This window comes from Pseudomonas libanensis, from assembly GCF_001439685.1.
Classification (GTDB): domain Bacteria; phylum Pseudomonadota; class Gammaproteobacteria; order Pseudomonadales; family Pseudomonadaceae; genus Aquipseudomonas; species Aquipseudomonas libanensis.
In genome coordinates, this window is the sequence record NZ_JYLH01000008.1 from 1 (window position 1) to 15,743 (window position 15,743).

The window sequence follows — 15,743 nt, forward strand, 5'->3', positions numbered from 1 at the left end:
TGATTATTTTCAGAAGCTTTCGAAGATTTCTTCAACAACTTCAACCACTTGCGCTTCTGATCTCTCATCAGCGGGAGGCGAATTCTACAGCGTTACACGCTGCTGTCAACACCTCTTTTTCAACTTCCTTTAGGCTTCGATGAACTGAAGCAACTTGCTGCCGAAAACTTCATAACTCTTTGTTTACCAAGGAGTTTTCCGTTTCGACTGCGCCGGAAGTGGGGCGAATTATAGGCTTCCAGAATTTGCCGTCAAGGCTTAATTACACTTTTGTGGCAGAAGGTGCTTTTTTGCTAATAAGACGAGGAATTCGACGCATCACGGGCGGCCACCGCAGCACCAGGAGCAGCGCACCAATAGACGCATAGATAGCCCACTCCTTAAGATCGGCCCGAACTATCCACAGCATGTGCAGCAAGCCTAGCCCAAGAATTACGTAGACCAAGCGATGCAACTTCTTCCAGCGACTGCCCAACCATCGCTGGCTATAGCGATTCGATGTGACAGCCAGCACCAGTAGAGAAACAAACCCCAATGCACCGACAATTATGTAGGGCCGCTTGCGCAACTCCACGCCGAGCTGCGACCAATCCAGCCCCAGGACAAACACGCAATAAGCCGCCAGGTGCAGCACAACATAGGCAAAGCACCACAACCCCAACTGCCGGCGCACCGCTATCCAACCCGACCAACCGCTCAACTTCTGCAGCGGCGTCATCCCAAGGGTAATCAGCAATAGAATCAAGGTGCCCAGACCCAAGCGATCAACCAACACTTTTCCTGGATCAGGTCCCAGGGCAAAACTCCATGCCTCATAGAGCCAGAACAATGGCCACGCCGCCGCCGCGATAAACACGCCCAAACGCCAGATCGGATAGCGCATCAGTAGTTCTTCCGCAGATCGAGGTTGCTATATAAAGAAGCGACCTCGTCCGAGTATCCATTGAACATCTGCGTCTCGCGCACATTCGGGCTGAACAGTCCACTGGGGAGACGTCGCTCCCGCGCCTGGGTCCATCGCGGATGGTCGACCGTAGGGTTCACATTCGCATAAAACCCATACTCCTCGGCCGCAATGCTCTGCCAGGTGGTTTTCGGCTGTTCGCTGACTAGGCTGATCCGTACGATGGATTTCACACTCTTGAAGCCGTACTTCCACGGCACAACCAGGCGCAACGGCGCGCCATTCTGGTTAGGCAATTCGCGCCCATACATGCCAACAGCGAGGATCGCCAGTGGATTCATCGCTTCGTCCAGACGCAACCCTTCTACATAGGGCCAATCGATCAAGCCAAAACTTGAGCGCTGCCCCGGCATGCTCTTCGGGTCCTGAAGGGTCTCGAACCGGATGTACTTCGCTTTGGAGGTCGGCTCAACCTGCTTGAGCAACGCTGAGATCGGAAAGCCGATCCACGGGATTACCATCGACCAGGCTTCGACACAACGCAGGCGATAGGTGCGTTCTTCCAGTTCATAGGGTTTCATGAAGTCTTCCAAGGCATAGCGCCCCGGCTTGGCTACCTCACCATCAATCACAACACTCCAAGGCTCGGTCTTGAGCGAACCTGCATTCGCCGCCGGGTCGCCCTTGTCGGTACCGAACTCATAAAAGTTGTTGTAGTGGGTTGCGTCCTTGAACGGCGTGATTGCCTCGTCCTTGACCGTCACCACCTGCCACCTCGTACCAGGAAGCTTCTCGGCAAACCAGTTGGGCGCCCTGCCCGCTTCGACATCGGCATAGCGCGCTGCATCGTCCGCACTGGCCCAACGCGGCAAGCTACTGGCGGCAATACCGACCAGCGCACCACCGAGCAAGCTGCGGCGAGAGAAATAGAGCGATTCAGGCGTGACATCCGATTCGTGGCAATCGGAAGCTTTAGGCAACTTGATTAACATGGCAACTCCGCAGCATTGGAGAACTGATGCACCAATAGACTGCGGAGTATGGGGGAAATTACATTAAGACAATGTTTTGTCCCGGCGCAGATGCAGCAAGTACTGAATCGGCCCCGAAGCCGCGTAGACGAGGAACGCCAACAGCAGAATACGCGGCGGATCGCTGAACACTACTGCAAACACCAGCACCACCACGAGGATCGCCACAAAAGGCACGCGCCCCTTGAGATCCAGCTCCTTGAAGCTGTTGTACTTAATATTGCTGACCATCAGCATGCCGGCCGCCGCAACCATCAAGGCGACCAGGAACGACATTTTCGAGCCCTGAATACCGTAGTCACTAAATGCCCACACAATACCGGCTACAACACCTGCCGCTGCCGGACTGGCCAGACCGATGAAGTAGCGCTTGTCGGCGGTCCCGACCTGGGTATTGAAGCGCGCCAGGCGCAAAGCAGCACCGGCAACATAGATGAAGGCGACCATCCAGCCGACCTTGCCCATGTCACCCAATGCCCAGGCAAACGCCAGCAGCGCAGGTGCGACACCAAAGGCGACCATGTCCGACAGCGAGTCGTATTCGGCGCCGAAGGCACTCTGGGTATTGGTCATCCGCGCTACGCGCCCATCCAGGCCGTCGAGTACCATGGCCACGAAGATTGCGATGGCAGCAAAACCAAAATACTTGCTGGCACTCGCCGCATCACCTGCAGCCAGTGCACTTTGGGCACTCATGGAGTTGATGATGGAATAAAAGCCGGCAAACAGGTTCGCCGTCGTAAACAGATTGGGCAGAAGATAGATGCCACGATGCCGGACCTTACGGCCTTCGGCGTCATGCCCTTCTTCGACATGTTCATCGATCGGCAGCATGCTTTCGGCGTCGGAAGCCTGGTTTGGCTCTTCGGGACGTTCGCTCATGGACTTTACCTTGCAACGGTGTGAAAAAATTCGACAGATACTTGCGGCGAGTGTTCGCCCGCAAACGATGCAGCTTTATACCAGAACCGGCCCCTCAAACGAAAAAACGCGGCCTAAGCCGCGTTTTCCCTTGATGCGTACGACTTAGTTCTTGGCTTTGTCGACGATCTTGTTGGCACCGATCCACGGCATCATGGAGCGCAGTTGCTCGCCGATGACTTCGATGCCGTGAGCGGCGTTATTACGACGCTTGGCGGTCATCGAAGGGTAGCCGGTAGCGCCTTCGCTGATGAACATTTTGGCGTATTCGCCGTCCTGAATACGTTTCAGGGCGTTGCGCATGGCTTGGCGGGACTCGGCGTTGATCACTTCCGGGCCGGTCACGTACTCGCCGTATTCGGCGTTGTTGGAGATCGAGTAGTTCATGTTGGCGATACCGCCTTCGTACATGAGGTCAACGATCAGCTTCAGTTCGTGCAGGCATTCGAAGTAGGCCATTTCCGGCGCGTAGCCAGCTTCAACCAGAGTTTCGAAACCGGCTTTCACCAACTCAACGGTACCGCCGCACAGAACGGCTTGTTCGCCGAACAGGTCGGTTTCAGTCTCGTCCTTGAAAGTAGTTTCGATGATGCCAGTACGACCGCCACCAACGCCGGCTGCGTAGGACAGGGCAACGTTCTTGGCATTGCCCGAAGCGTCCTGGTAGATCGCGATCAGGTCAGGGATACCGCCGCCTTTGACGAACTCGGAACGCACGGTGTGGCCCGGCGCTTTCGGCGCGATCATGATCACGTCCAGGTCAGCGCGTGGCACAACCTGGTTGTAGTGAATCGCGAAACCGTGGGAGAAGGCCAGGGTGGCGCCTTTCTTGATGTTCGGCTCGATTTCGTTCTTGTACAGCGCGGACTGGAACTCGTCCGGAGTCAGGATCATGACCAGGTCGGCAGCTGCAACGGCGGAAGCGACGTCTGTCACTTTCAGGCCATGGGCCTCGGCCTTGGCAACGGTGGCCGAGCCTTTGCGCAGGCCAACAGTGACGTCTACGCCGGAATCTTTCAGGTTGCACGCTTGGGCGTGGCCCTGGGAACCGTAGCCGATGATGGCAACTTTCTTGCCCTGGATGATCGACAGGTCACAATCTTTATCGTAATAAACTTTCATGAGGTTCCTCTATATATCCAGGCCGTAAGGCCATTCGCTAATTTGGGTTAAATGCTGAGTACTTTGTCGCCACGGGCAATCCCGGTGACACCACTGCGTACGGTTTCCAGAATCGAGGCCGTCCCGATCGACTGGATGAAGCTGTCCAGCTTGTCGCTTGTACCGGTCAGTTGCACGGTATAAACGCTGGCGCTCACATCGACGATCTGCCCACGATAAATATCGGTAGTCCGTTTGATCTCGGCACGTTGGGCGCCCGTGGCCTTGACCTTGACCAGCATCAGTTCGCGCTCGATGTGGGCACTTTCCGACAGGTCGACCAGCTTGACCACTTCGATCAGCTTGTTGAGGTTCTTGGTGATCTGCTCGATCACCTCGTCGTGCCCCACGGTGGTCAACGTCAGGCGCGACAGGGTCGGGTCTTCGGTCGGGGCCACGGTCAGGCTTTCAATGTTGTAGTTGCGTTGCGAAAACAGGCCGACAACACGGGACAGGGCGCCGGGTTCGTTCTCCAGAAGCAGGGAGATAATATGCCGCATGATTAAGTACGCTCCGTCTTGTTCAGCCACATGTCGCGCATAGAGCCGTCTTTGATCTGCATCGGATAGACGTGCTCGCTGGTATCCACCTGAATATCGATGAACACCAGGCGGTCCTTCATGGCGAACGCCTCTTCCATCTTCGGCTTCAGATCTTTCAGATCGGTGATGCGAATGCCGACGTGGCCATAGGCTTCAACCAACTTGACGAAATCCGGCAACGATTCCATGTAGGAATGGGAGTGACGGCTACCGTAGCTCATGTCCTGCCACTGGCGAACCATGCCCAGTACACCGTTGTTCAGGCAAACGATCTTCACCGGAAGACCGTATTGCAGGCACGTCGACAGTTCCTGGATGTTCATCTGGATGCTGCCTTCACCGGTGACACAAGCGACATCGGCATCCGGGAAGCTCAGCTTCACGCCCATGGCTGCAGGGAAACCAAAGCCCATCGTGCCCAGGCCACCGGAGTTGATCCAGCGGTTAGGCTTGTCGAACGTGTAGTACTGGGCGGCGAACATCTGGTGCTGGCCCACGTCGGAGGTCACAAAGGCGTCGCCCTTGGTCACTTCGCACAGGGTTTCGATCACGGTTTGTGGCTTGATGATGCTGCCGTCGCCCTTGTCGTAAGGGAACAGGCCACGGTCACCGCGCCATTCGTCGATCTGCTTCCACCAACTGGCAACGGATTCCTTGTTCGGTGCCTCGCCAATGTCCTTCAGTGCAGCGACCATTTCGGTCAACACGCTTTCCACCGGCCCCACGATCGGCACATCGGCCTTGATGGTCTTGGAGATAGACGCCGGGTCGATGTCGATGTGGATGATCTTGGCATTCGGGCAGAACTTGCTCGCGCCGTTGATCACACGGTCATCGAACCGCGCGCCCACGGCCAGGATCACGTCGGCGTGGTGCATGGTCAGGTTGGCGGTATAGCTGCCGTGCATGCCAAGCATACCGACGAACTGACGATCAGAGCCCGGGAATGCACCGAGGCCCATCAGGGTGTTCGTCACCGGCAGGTTGAGCAACTTGGCCAACTCGGTCAGTGGAGCAGAACCACCACCCAGAATCACGCCACCGCCGGAGTAGAGCACTGGACGCTTGGCCGCCAGGAGCATTTCTGCCGCCTTGCGGATTTGCCCCGAGTGCCCACGCACGGCCGGGCTGTAGGAACGCAGCTTGGCTTTCTTCGGGAAGATGTATTCGAATTTCTCAGCCGGGTTGGTCATGTCTTTCGGGATATCGACCACCACAGGTCCCGGGCGACCGGACTGTGCGAGGTAGAACGCCTTCTTCATGATTTCCGGGATTTCCGATGCATGCTTGATCATGAAGCTGTGTTTCACGATCGGGCGGGAAATACCGATCATGTCGGTTTCCTGGAATGCATCGGTACCGACCATGGTGCTGGCGACCTGGCCGGAAATGATCACCATCGGGATGGAGTCCATATAGGCAGTCGCGATGCCGGTAATAGCGTTGGTTGCGCCTGGGCCGGACGTTACCAGTACCACGCCGGCTTTACCGGTGGCACGGGCGTAACCGTCAGCCATATGGGTCGCGGCCTGTTCGTGGCGAACCAGGATGTGGGTAACAGCCGGTTCCTTGAACAGTGCGTCGTAGACATGCAGCAGAGCACCACCTGGGTACCCGTAGATATAGTCGACGCCTTCGTCACGCAAAAAGCGGACGAGCATCTCACCGCCAGATAAAAGCTCCACGTTGTTCACCTCTAAAACGCCAGAATACCGTCCGTTAAAAACCGACGGGTCTTAATAGGTTTACTTCTCAACAGAGCATGAGCGACGGTGGTCGCCGACTACGTCAGCACTGACTGAGCAAGTATTGGGATCGTCCCAAGTGTTGCGGGCTTTTCCCACCCAGCGCGAGGTAACGCGTTGCGGGTGTTACAGGTCGGCGCGGATGTGCGCCTCATGATCTGCTGAGCGGGCCTGCTTCTGGCAGTCCCGATACAGCGGACTTTGGATTCTTCTGTTTCAGGCCGTTCAAGTCAAGCAATAATTGCGCTTTTTTCCAACTAAGCGCATGAGAACGTAGAAGAAATGGCTTTGAGGAGGGATAAAACTCGCCTGAATGTCGTCAAGCGGTAGAAATGTGCGCAAGACTGCCGAAAAAACCGGCAGTCAGGCAATTAACGAGCGTCGACGATCAATTGGTCGAACTTTTTCAGCGCATTGCGCAAGCCAAGGCTCTCCAACGGACGGTCGGCATAGACCATCTCGGCCATTTCCAGGATCCCCGACGCATTCGGCAATGGCAGGTCATGCTCCAGTATCTGCTTCATGCGCACGAGGAAGATCCATTGCAGCCATTGGTGGAAGTCCAGGGTATCGACTGAAAAGGGCTCGACGCTGTTGAGCGCTTCGGCACTTGGGGACACTTCGTCCCACCAGCCCTGCATACGCAGTTCGCGCTCAATCAGCAATAACTGTTCGGCAATCGCTGGAAAACGCACATCCATCAGAGGCTGACCTTGGCTTTCTGTCGTGCCTGGGCGGCACCCGCAGCATCGCCCTGGGCGGCACGTGCATCACCGATCAAGGCCCACAGGCTGGCTTGCAGGGCCGGGCGACCATTGGCCAGGGTCAGGCCACGGCGAGCGAATTGCTCCGCTTGGGGTGCATCGCCCTGGGCCATGCGCACCTGGGCCAGGCGATACAACACTTGTGGTTCGCGAGGCGCCACGCGCTGGGCGCGCTCAAGGCTCGAGGAGGCGCCATTCAAGTCGCCCCCCGCCTGCTGCTGTTGAGCGGTGGTGAGCAGCGCCAGCACCGGGCCATCCAGTTGTTCGTCAGCCGACAGCCCGCCGGCGCTGGATGCCGACGGAATCCCGCTTGGCGTCGATGGCATGGTGTAGGTGCCCTGGTTGACCGGCGCAGTTTGAATCGGCGCGGAATCCACCGGCCCGGAGGTGCTGGGGCCTGGAGTCCATGGCTCGGCACTGATAGGCGCCGAGGTCGCGGCACCACTGCCAGGCACCATGACAACCACGCCTGAATCCTGCGGTATCGCTTGGTTTGCAGCTTGGGCAGGACGCTTGACCACGGTCTGGCGAAAGCCGCCATTGGCCGAGATGCGGTCGTTATTAGAGACGGACGTGCTTGAGTCCACCACGGGAATAGAGCCGCGCTGCACGCTGGAGCAACCGCCGAGCAAAGCCAGAGCCGCAATCGCTGGAATCCACAACTTGTTCACTTGAAACCCTCTTTGCTTAATTCATCCAGCCCTTGACCCAATCCATCACCGATTCCGCGTCAGCAGGGGCACTGCCACCGCATGCGGCGCCGGGAGGTGGTTCGCTGCCGCGAATATACGGCATCTGTACCGCGCCCGGACAGTTGGCATCAGAGCCTTGGCCGGTGTGCGGGTCGATCCAGGCCTGCACGATATTGTCCGGCTGCGGCATGTTGAGCGGCAACGGGTCGGCCTTGCGCATGAAACTGGTCCACACCTGCAACGCACCGGTGGCACCGGTAAACGGAGTCTTGCCGTTATCGTCACGCCCCAGCCACACCACTGCCAATACATCCTGGCCAAAGCCCGCGAACCAGCTGTCACGCGAATCGTTACTGGTACCGGTCTTGCCGGCCAGGGTCAGGTTCGACGGCAGCACGTTATAGACCGAACGCCCCGTCCCCTCACGCATCACGCGCTGCATGGCGTTCTGGATCAGGTAGATAGAGCCCGCGTCGAAACGCTGCTGGATCTGGAACGGATAACGCTTGAGCGGTTCGCCATCGGCGGTCAGCACACTCCGGATACCGCGCATCGGCGTATTGAAGCCGCCGTTGGCCAGGGTTTGGTACATGGTGGCCACTTCCATGGGAGTCATGGCCGCAGCGCCGAGTAGCATGGACGGAAACGCCGGGAACTCACGTTCGACCCCCAGTCGCGCCACCGTCTTCAGCACATTCGGCACACCGACCTCAAGCCCAAGGCGTGAGGTCGAGATGTTGTAGGAATGCGCCAACCCCTGATACAGGAACACCGTGCCGTGGGAACGGCGGTCGAAGTTCTTGGGCGTCCAGACCTGGCCGTCAGCGCCTTTAACCGACAGCGGGTCATCCGACAGCCAACTGGTCAGCGTGTACTTGCTGGGTTTTTCCAATGCGCTCAAATAGACAGCAGGCTTGACCAGCGAGCCTATCGGACGCACAGCATCCAGCGCACGGTTGAAGCCGGCGAAGCTGGCCTGGCGGCTGCCGATCATGGCCTGGACTTCACCGGTCTCCGGGTTGGTCACGACCATGGCGGCCTCGACTTCATCCGAGCCTTTGCGGCCGGTCAGGCGCTTGAAAGTGTCGTTGACCGACGCCTCGGCCTTCATTTGCAGGATCGGATCGAAGCTGGTGAAGATCCGCAGGCCCTCTTCGGTCAAGTCTTCGTCACGGTAGTCTTCACGCAGCTGACGCTTGACCAGGTCGATAAAGCCGGGGAATGAGCTGTCCGCCAGCTTGCCGCGGGTGGTCACACCCAGTGGCATTTTCTTCGCGGTGGCCACCTGCTCGGCCGTGGCAACACCTTGCTGCTCCAGCACATCGAGTACCAGGTTACGGCGCTCAAGCGCACGCTCCGGGTTGCGGCGCGGGTTGTAATAGGACGGGCCCTTGACCATCCCCACCAGCAACGCGACTTGATGCAACTTCAACTCGGACAATGGCTGCCCAAAGAAGAATTGGCTGGCCAAGCCGAAACCGTGCACCGCGCGCTGGCCATCCTGACCGACGAATACCTCGTTGAGGTAGGCCTCGAGGATTTCCTGCTTGCTGTAATGCAGCTCCAGCAACATTGCCATCATGGCTTCAGTGAGTTTACGGGTCAGGCTGCGCTCACTGGTCAGGTAGAAGTTCTTGACCAGTTGCTGCGTGAGCGTACTGCCGCCCTGGGTCATCTTGCCGCCGGAGGTATTGACCCAAATGGCGCGGGCAATCGATTTCGGCGAGACGCCCCAGTGGCTGTAGAAGTCGCGGTCTTCCACTGCCACCAGGGTTTCCAGCAGGTACGGCGGAACCTGATCGAGTTTGATCAGGATGCGATCTTCAAGGTTTTTCGGGTAAATACCGCCGATCATCAAGGGTTCCAGGCGCACCACCGGCAGCTTGGAGCCATTGAGCGACGACAGCTCAGCCACATAGTCGCCGGAAAAACGCACGCGCACAGGCTGAGCTTTTTCCAGGCCTTCGTAGAACTGGAAGCCACGGGTGTTCAGGTCGACGGTATTACCGCTGACAGCCGCCGCGCCCGGGCCATTGCTCACGGGTTCGCGACGGTAGCCCAGTGCGTCGAGCTCGGTCAGGAAGTCTTCCTTGCTCAGCTTCTGGCCAGAGAACAACTCCAGCGGGCGTGCGTACACCTTGGCCGGAATGGTCCAGCGCTTGCCGGAGAACTTTTCCTGCACCACGGCATCCAGGTACACCGCAAAGCCGGCGATCACCACAAGGCCGACCAGGCCAAGCTTGAGCGCCCAGCCCAGCCAGGGGCGCAGGCTGCGGGAAGGAGGTTTTTTACGGGAACGGGGAGATCGGGTTCGAGTCATGGCGGCGGATTATACGCACTTTATTGATGATCAACATGAGCCGGACAGCGGTTTGCACGACTGTCATCAGCAGCCATAATGCCCACCATGATTTCTCCCCGACTTTGAAGGATCGCCCGTGAGCCAGTCCCTGATCGCTGCCCTGCAAAACCCGGCTTTGTACCCTCATCCGGTTGAAGCGTTTCAAGTCATCGAGACCCATATTTCCTGGGTGATACTGACAGGCGCCTACGCATATAAACTGAAGAAGCCGATGAACTTCGGCTTCCTGGACTTTACCCAACTGGAGGATCGCGGCCACTTCTGTCGCGAAGAACTGCGCCTCAACCAGCGCCTGACCGCAGATTTGTATCTGGAAGTGTTGCCAATTACCGGCACCTCCGAGGCACCGCAACTGGGCGGCGATGGCCCGGTGATCGAGTACGCGCTGAAGATGCGTCAGTTCCCGCAAAGCCAGATGCTCAGCACCCTGCAAGCAAACGGCGAACTGACCTGTGCGCACATCGACGAGATGGCCCAGCAGATTGCGCACTTCCACCTCACCGCCCCCAAGGTCCCACAAGAGCATCCGGCCGGCACGCCGGAGGAAGTGATGGCTCCGGTGCGCCAGAACTTCGACCAGATCCGCCCGTTTCTTAGCGACAAGGCCGACCTGACTCAACTGGAAGCCCTGCAAGCCTGGGCTGAAAGCAGTTTTGAGCGTCTCAAGCCCTTGCTGGAGCAGCGCAAGCTCAATGGCTATACCCGCGAATGCCACGGTGATATCCACCTGGGCAACGCGACCCTCATTGATGGTCACGTGGTGATCTTCGACTGCATCGAGTTCAACGAACCCTTTCGTTTTACCGACGTGTACGCAGACACCGCCTTTTTGGCCATGGACCTGGAAGATCGCGGCCTGAAAAGCCTGGCACGGCGTTTTATCAGCCAGTACCTGGAACTGACCGGTGACTACCAGGGCCTGGAGCTACTGAACTTCTATAAAGCCTACCGTGCGCTGGTTCGCGCCAAAGTTGCGCTGTTCAGCATGCCGAGCGAAGCAAGCCCGGTGCAACGCGCCAACACCCTGCGCCAGTACCGCAATTACGCCAACCTGGCGGAAAGCTACAGCACTATTCCGTCTCGCTTCCTGGCAATCACCCATGGCGTTTCAGCCGTGGGCAAGAGCCACGTCGCCATGCGCCTGGTCGAAGCCCTGGGCGCCGTGCGCCTGCGCTCGGATGTGGAACGCAAGCGCCTGTTTGGCGAGCAACAGATCGAAAACACACCACAGGCCGGTATCTACAATCATGAGGCCAGCGCTGCCACCTACGCGCGCCTGAACGAAATGGCCGACACCGTGCTGCGCGCCGGTTACCCGGTGGTGCTGGATGCGACTTTCTTGAAACGCGCTCAACGTGACGCGGCTGCCCAAGTCGCCGAAGCTACCGGAGCGCCATTCCTGATCCTCGATTGCAACGCGCCTCAAGCCGTTATTGCCAGTTGGCTGGCACAACGTCAGGCGGATAAAAACGACCCGTCCGACGCAACACTGAGCGTTATCGAAGAGCAGCAAGCCAGTCGTGAGCCGCTGACAGCACAGGAACTGTTGTTGAGCAAGCGTGTCGAGACCAATGAAAGCGGGACCCTCGACGCTTTAGTCGCTCATATCCGTCAGCGCTTGCCGGGCCTGTGAGAAATATTTCTTGGTCGTGTTGTCTACTTCGGCACACGACCCAGAAATAGTGGCACTATAATGGCGTCATAATTCCAACAGGAGTCGCCATTATGAGTCAGCCCAAGCTTCTCGATACCCCGCTCTATGCGCTCCTGCACAAGGACGACATCCGCGGCTTCAATCAGGAACGCCCTGAGGGTGGGCCCATCGACATGCGTGGTGGCGACTTCCGAGGCTTGGACCTGCGCGACCTGAACGCCAAGGCTGTTGACTTCACCGACGCCTATTTCCGTTCGGCCGACCTGCGCGGCCTGGATTTACGCGATTGCTCGCTGGAGGGCGCCAGCCTGGCCCACGCGCAGATTTCGGGGACTTATTTCCCATCCGAGCTCACGGCTGACGAGATCTTGATGTCAGTCAATTTCGGTACTCGCCTGCGCTACCGTACGAAGTAGCCTTCGCCCAGAACCCCCGGCTGAGTCCCAGACGCGCCGGGCGATTGCCGCCTGCCTGTCGCTAAAACCATCACACCATTCTTATAAGCTTTTCGCCAGCTTCTGACCAAAGAACCACGCTTTTCCTACTGAGCGCTACACTCATTTTCAGGCTGCCTGGTCACGACACCCACCGCACCATTCGGCCGTTGCAAGGAGCCTTGATGAACGATGAGCTGCAACACCTGAAAAACCTTGGCAAGACGTCAGCGCAGTGGCTGCATGCGGTGGGCATCCACAGCGCGTCCGACTTGCGTCGCCTGGGAGCGGTCGATGCTTACCGAGCCGTGCGAACTCGCGGCTTTCGAGCATCGAAAGTCCTGCTGTATGCAATTGAAGGCGCATTGATGGATGTGCACTGGAACGACATTCCCACGGAGCGCAAGGAGGCGCTGAACCGTCAGCTGGATGCTATGTCAACGCGTCAGAAAAACTAGATTGGCGTTCAGACCCAATGTTTTCAGGCATTACAAACGTGCGTTTGAGAAAACTGGATGAGTATGCAAAAACAAATGTTGACTCTCAAATGAGAATCGTTATGATTATCACAGCTGGTCGCGAGATCAGCCGATAACTGGAAGACCATTGGTTCGGACTCTCAGATTATCTCCTCATCAGGCTAATCACGGTTATTTGACCCGGCTCTTGCCGGGTCTTTTTTTGCCCGCATATAACTGAGCTCAGCGCGCAATGATCAGCGGGTGCCCCCGCTCCGGATGTGGCTGTACCAGAACCTCCAAGCCAAAGACGGCCTTGAGCGGTTCAGGTTGCAGGACTTTAGAGGGGGTATCCAAGGCATGGGGGCGTCCGTCTTTCAGCAACAGGATCCGGTCGCAGTAACGCGCGGCCAGGTTCAAGTCATGCAGGATCACCAGCACGGCAGCCCCTTTGTCGGCAAAGCTGCGAATGGCCTGCAACGTGGTGTGCTGGTGCAAAGGATCAAGCATCGACGTCGGCTCATCCAACAACAACGTCTGCCCCGCCTCACCTGGCCATAACTGCGCCAATACCCGCGCAAGATGCACACGCTGGCGCTCGCCCCCCGACAAAGCCAGGTAACTGCGACCACTCAAGTGGCCGACATCCGCCGCTTGCAGCGCCGCATTGATGATTGCGTCATCGCGCACTCGCCCGGTCTGATGGGGCAAGCGCCCCATGCCCACCACCTCTTCGACACGAAAAGCGAAATCCAGGGTTGAGCTTTGCGGTAACACCGCCAGGCGCTGGGCACGCTGCGCGCCGCCCAGGCTCTTCAACTCTTGCTGATCCAGCCATACTCTGCCCTGATCAGGCTGCAACTCCCCGCAGAGCGCCCCCAGCAAGGTACTTTTGCCGGCACCGTTCGGCCCCAGCACGCCCAGTACTTCGCCCGGCAACAGGTCCAAGGTGACATCGGCCAGCACGGTTTTACGCCCACGCCGTATCTGCAACGCATCAACTCGCAGCATCAGGCGCGCCCCCGCAGTAACAGGTAGAGAAAAAATGGCGCACCGATAAATGCAGTAACAATACCAATCGGCAGCTCCGCGGGCGCCAGGGCCAAGCGTGCTACCAGGTCTGCAAACAACAGCAAACTCGCCCCCGCCAACACCGAGGCCGGTAGCAACACCCGATGATCCGGCCCCGCCAGCAGCCGCACCAGGTGCGGCACCACCAAGCCGACAAAGCCAATCATCCCTGCCGCCGCTACCGCCGCACCAACGCCTAAGGCCGTGCAGAACACCAATTCCCGCTTGAGCCCCTCTACATCGATGCCCAGATGATTGGCCTCGGACTCTCCCAACAACAGCGCATTCAATGCCTTCGCCCGACGCGGCAACCACAGCGCCACGCCCGCGCTCACCAGCAACAAGGGCCACAACCGCGAATAGCTCGCACCATTGAGGCTGCCGAGGTTCCAGAACGTCAGGGTGCGCAAAGTGGCGTCATCGGCTAAATAGGTAAACAACCCGACCGCCGAACTGGCCAGCGCCGTAAGCGCGATACCAGCAAGCAGCATCGTCGCAACATTCGTCTGGCCATTGCGACGCCCCAGCCGATAGACCAGCGCCGTGACGCCCAGGCCACCGAGAAATGCGCACAACGACAACAGGTACGGCCCGAAGACATCCGGCAGCCCGCCAAAAAACGAACCGCCGACAATCGCCACCGCCGCCCCCAATGCTGCGCCGCTGGACACCCCCACCAACCCAGGATCGGCCAGCGGGTTGCGAAACAATCCCTGCATCGCGACCCCTGACAGCGCAAGCACCCCGCCGACCGCAAGGCCCAGCAAAGTTCGTGGCAGGCGAATCTGCCCCAGGATCAACTCGGCTTGTTCCAAGCCTGCCGCTTCAATCGGCACCCCCATCAATCTTAAAGCAGCCCTGAGCGTGTCCACCAATGGCAGGCTGACCGGGCCCAGGGCCAATGAGAGCCAGATCGCCAATAGACATAACAGCGACAGCCCGATGAACAGTGTTTTCGGCTTAACCAGAGTGGTCATGGAGCAGGCTTGGCCTGGGACGGATAAAACCCGGCGGACAGCTTCACCAAGCTTTGTGGCAACCGCGGCCCCAGGCCACCCACCAGTAGGGTCGGATCCAGCTCAAACACCCGCCCGCTCTTGGCTGCAGGTGTAGACGCAAGGATCGGATTTTCCTTGAACAAGGCTGCCCGCGCCGCATCGCCGGTGAGGGCGCGATCAGCAAACACCAGCACATCCGGGCTCAGCCCCGCCAGCGACTCCACTGAAAACGGTTTGTAACCCGTGTGCGTGGCCAGATTACGTCCGCCGGCCTGCTGCAACAGCCAATCGGCGGCCGTGTCCTTACCAGCAATCAGCGGCTTGCCACCGGCATGGCCCAGCAACAACAGCACACCCGGCGCCTTTTGCGTGGCCTGGGCCTTGGCCACCCAATTCTTTTGCTGCTCAAGCGCCTGCTCATAGCCGGCAAACAACGTGTTGGCCTTGGCCTCACTGCCGAGCAACGTCCCCAGGTGTTGAAGGTTGTCTTTCAAGGTCGGCAGATCCGGCTGGGCCGAGAACATATCCACCTGCACGCCAGCATTGCGAATCTGCGCCAGTACCGGTGGTGGCCCCATTTCCTCGGTGCCCACGAGGATTTGCGGTTGCAGGCTGAGAATACCTTCGGCCGACAACTGCCGTTGATAGCCAATGCTCGGCAACGCCTTCAGCGATTCGGGATGCTGACTGGTGGTATCCACCCCGACCAATTTCGATTCACCGCCCAGCGCCGCTACCCACTCCGATAGCGCCCCTCCGGCACTGACCCAGCGCTGTGGCAGCTCAGAGGCCTGCGCCCCGTGGTTGACCAGCAGTGAAGCAACAAGCGCAATAGCGCTGGTACTCAGACGCATAACAAGGTTTCCTTCCTAGGGCAGGGCCACTCGAGCGCTCATTGATGTGCCAGATAATCCCTGCCATGCATCGTATTGAGCACCCAGTCAGCTGACGGGCGAAGCGGGCATTTGATAATTGTTTGCATTTGAACGTCAAGGCACTTAAGGAT

General features: G+C 58.5%; 15 protein-coding genes. 3 read left to right on the forward strand and 12 right to left on the reverse strand.

Annotated features, from left to right (window positions below):
- Positions 1-262: 262 nt before the first annotated feature.
- The 9 genes from msrQ to mrcB all read right to left on the reverse strand — a co-directional run bounded on the left by msrQ (position 263) and on the right by mrcB (position 10,080).
- Positions 263-883, reverse strand: a complete 621-nt coding sequence (gene msrQ / locus TU73_RS13980; RefSeq protein WP_057012739.1) for a protein-methionine-sulfoxide reductase heme-binding subunit MsrQ — start codon at positions 881-883, stop codon at positions 263-265.
- A complete protein-coding gene (gene msrP / locus TU73_RS13985; RefSeq protein WP_057012740.1) occupies positions 883-1,896 on the reverse strand; it encodes a protein-methionine-sulfoxide reductase catalytic subunit MsrP in 1,014 nt (337 codons plus the stop codon). Before msrP ends, msrQ begins: the two co-directional genes overlap by 1 nt.
- Before the next feature lie 63 nt (positions 1,897-1,959).
- Positions 1,960-2,817: a CDP-diacylglycerol--serine O-phosphatidyltransferase gene (pssA, locus tag TU73_RS13990; protein ID WP_043050593.1), complete on the reverse strand. Its 858-nt coding sequence runs from the start codon at positions 2,815-2,817 to the stop codon at positions 1,960-1,962.
- A gap of 144 nt (positions 2,818-2,961) precedes the next feature.
- Positions 2,962-3,978: a ketol-acid reductoisomerase gene (gene ilvC / locus TU73_RS13995; RefSeq protein ID WP_003176099.1), complete on the reverse strand. Its 1,017-nt coding sequence runs from the start codon at positions 3,976-3,978 to the stop codon at positions 2,962-2,964.
- Positions 3,979-4,025: 47 nt separating this feature from the next.
- Positions 4,026-4,517 (reverse strand): acetolactate synthase small subunit, encoded by a 492-nt coding sequence (gene ilvN, locus TU73_RS14000; RefSeq protein ID WP_003176102.1) that lies wholly within the window; start codon positions 4,515-4,517, stop codon positions 4,026-4,028.
- Between the two features lie 2 nt (positions 4,518-4,519).
- Positions 4,520-6,244 (reverse strand): acetolactate synthase 3 large subunit, encoded by a 1,725-nt coding sequence (locus TU73_RS14005; protein WP_057012906.1) that lies wholly within the window; start codon positions 6,242-6,244, stop codon positions 4,520-4,522.
- A gap of 431 nt (positions 6,245-6,675) precedes the next feature.
- Entirely contained in the window at positions 6,676-7,005 is a 330-nt protein-coding gene (locus TU73_RS14010; RefSeq protein WP_057012741.1) for a YqcC family protein, read from the reverse strand.
- Positions 7,005-7,739, reverse strand: a complete 735-nt coding sequence (locus TU73_RS14015; protein ID WP_057012742.1) for a tetratricopeptide repeat protein — start codon at positions 7,737-7,739, stop codon at positions 7,005-7,007. The genes TU73_RS14010 and TU73_RS14015 overlap by 1 nt, the downstream gene beginning before the upstream one ends.
- 16 nt (positions 7,740-7,755) lie before the next feature.
- Positions 7,756-10,080 carry a penicillin-binding protein 1B gene (gene mrcB / locus TU73_RS14020; protein ID WP_057012743.1) on the reverse strand — a complete coding sequence of 775 codons (2,325 nt, stop codon included), beginning with the start codon at positions 10,078-10,080 and terminating at the stop codon, positions 7,756-7,758.
- Between the two features lie 118 nt (positions 10,081-10,198).
- Here mrcB and TU73_RS14025 point away from each other — a divergent pair, with 118 nt between their 5' ends.
- The 3 genes from TU73_RS14025 (at position 10,199) to TU73_RS14035 (ending at position 12,668) form a co-directional block, all read left to right on the forward strand.
- Positions 10,199-11,755, forward strand: a complete 1,557-nt coding sequence (locus tag TU73_RS14025) for a bifunctional aminoglycoside phosphotransferase/ATP-binding protein (protein WP_057012744.1) — start codon at positions 10,199-10,201, stop codon at positions 11,753-11,755.
- Positions 11,756-11,847: 92 nt separating this feature from the next.
- Positions 11,848-12,192, forward strand: a complete 345-nt coding sequence (locus TU73_RS14030; protein ID WP_057012745.1) for a pentapeptide repeat-containing protein — start codon at positions 11,848-11,850, stop codon at positions 12,190-12,192.
- Between the two features lie 203 nt (positions 12,193-12,395).
- Complete coding sequence (locus TU73_RS14035) at positions 12,396-12,668, forward strand: TfoX/Sxy family protein (protein ID WP_046069533.1); 273 nt, start codon at positions 12,396-12,398, stop codon at positions 12,666-12,668.
- 243 nt (positions 12,669-12,911) lie between these two features.
- On the opposite strand, the gene TU73_RS14040 is transcribed toward TU73_RS14035, so the two are convergent.
- Genes TU73_RS14040 through TU73_RS14050 form a run of 3 tightly spaced genes read right to left on the reverse strand, consistent with a single transcriptional unit; the run spans position 12,912 to position 15,591 of the window.
- Positions 12,912-13,679: a heme ABC transporter ATP-binding protein gene (locus TU73_RS14040; RefSeq protein ID WP_057012746.1), complete on the reverse strand. Its 768-nt coding sequence runs from the start codon at positions 13,677-13,679 to the stop codon at positions 12,912-12,914.
- Positions 13,679-14,716, reverse strand: a complete 1,038-nt coding sequence (locus TU73_RS14045; protein ID WP_057012747.1) for a FecCD family ABC transporter permease — start codon at positions 14,714-14,716, stop codon at positions 13,679-13,681. The genes TU73_RS14040 and TU73_RS14045 overlap by 1 nt, the downstream gene beginning before the upstream one ends.
- Positions 14,713-15,591 (reverse strand): heme/hemin ABC transporter substrate-binding protein, encoded by an 879-nt coding sequence (locus TU73_RS14050; protein WP_057012748.1) that lies wholly within the window; start codon positions 15,589-15,591, stop codon positions 14,713-14,715. Before TU73_RS14050 ends, TU73_RS14045 begins: the two co-directional genes overlap by 4 nt.
- Positions 15,592-15,743: the final 152 nt, after the last annotated feature.

Coding starts and splice junctions, on each gene's coding strand:
- msrQ (WP_057012739.1), bottom strand. CDS start 883: ATGCGCTATCCGATCTGGCGTTTGGGCGTGTTTATCGCGGCGGCGGCG.
- TU73_RS14035 (WP_046069533.1), top strand. CDS start 12,396: ATGAACGATGAGCTGCAACACCTGAAAAACCTTGGCAAGACGTCAGCG.
- pssA (WP_043050593.1), bottom strand. CDS start 2,817: ATGAGCGAACGTCCCGAAGAGCCAAACCAGGCTTCCGACGCCGAAAGC.
- msrP (WP_057012740.1), bottom strand. CDS start 1,896: ATGTTAATCAAGTTGCCTAAAGCTTCCGATTGCCACGAATCGGATGTC.
- ilvN (WP_003176102.1), bottom strand. CDS start 4,517: ATGCGGCATATTATCTCCCTGCTTCTGGAGAACGAACCCGGCGCCCTG.
- TU73_RS14030 (WP_057012745.1), top strand. CDS start 11,848: ATGAGTCAGCCCAAGCTTCTCGATACCCCGCTCTATGCGCTCCTGCAC.
- TU73_RS14045 (WP_057012747.1), bottom strand. CDS start 14,716: ATGACCACTCTGGTTAAGCCGAAAACACTGTTCATCGGGCTGTCGCTG.
- TU73_RS14010 (WP_057012741.1), bottom strand. CDS start 7,005: ATGGATGTGCGTTTTCCAGCGATTGCCGAACAGTTATTGCTGATTGAG.
- TU73_RS14050 (WP_057012748.1), bottom strand. CDS start 15,591: ATGCGTCTGAGTACCAGCGCTATTGCGCTTGTTGCTTCACTGCTGGTC.
- mrcB (WP_057012743.1), bottom strand. CDS start 10,080: ATGACTCGAACCCGATCTCCCCGTTCCCGTAAAAAACCTCCTTCCCGC.
- ilvC (WP_003176099.1), bottom strand. CDS start 3,978: ATGAAAGTTTATTACGATAAAGATTGTGACCTGTCGATCATCCAGGGC.
- TU73_RS14040 (WP_057012746.1), bottom strand. CDS start 13,679: ATGCTGCGAGTTGATGCGTTGCAGATACGGCGTGGGCGTAAAACCGTG.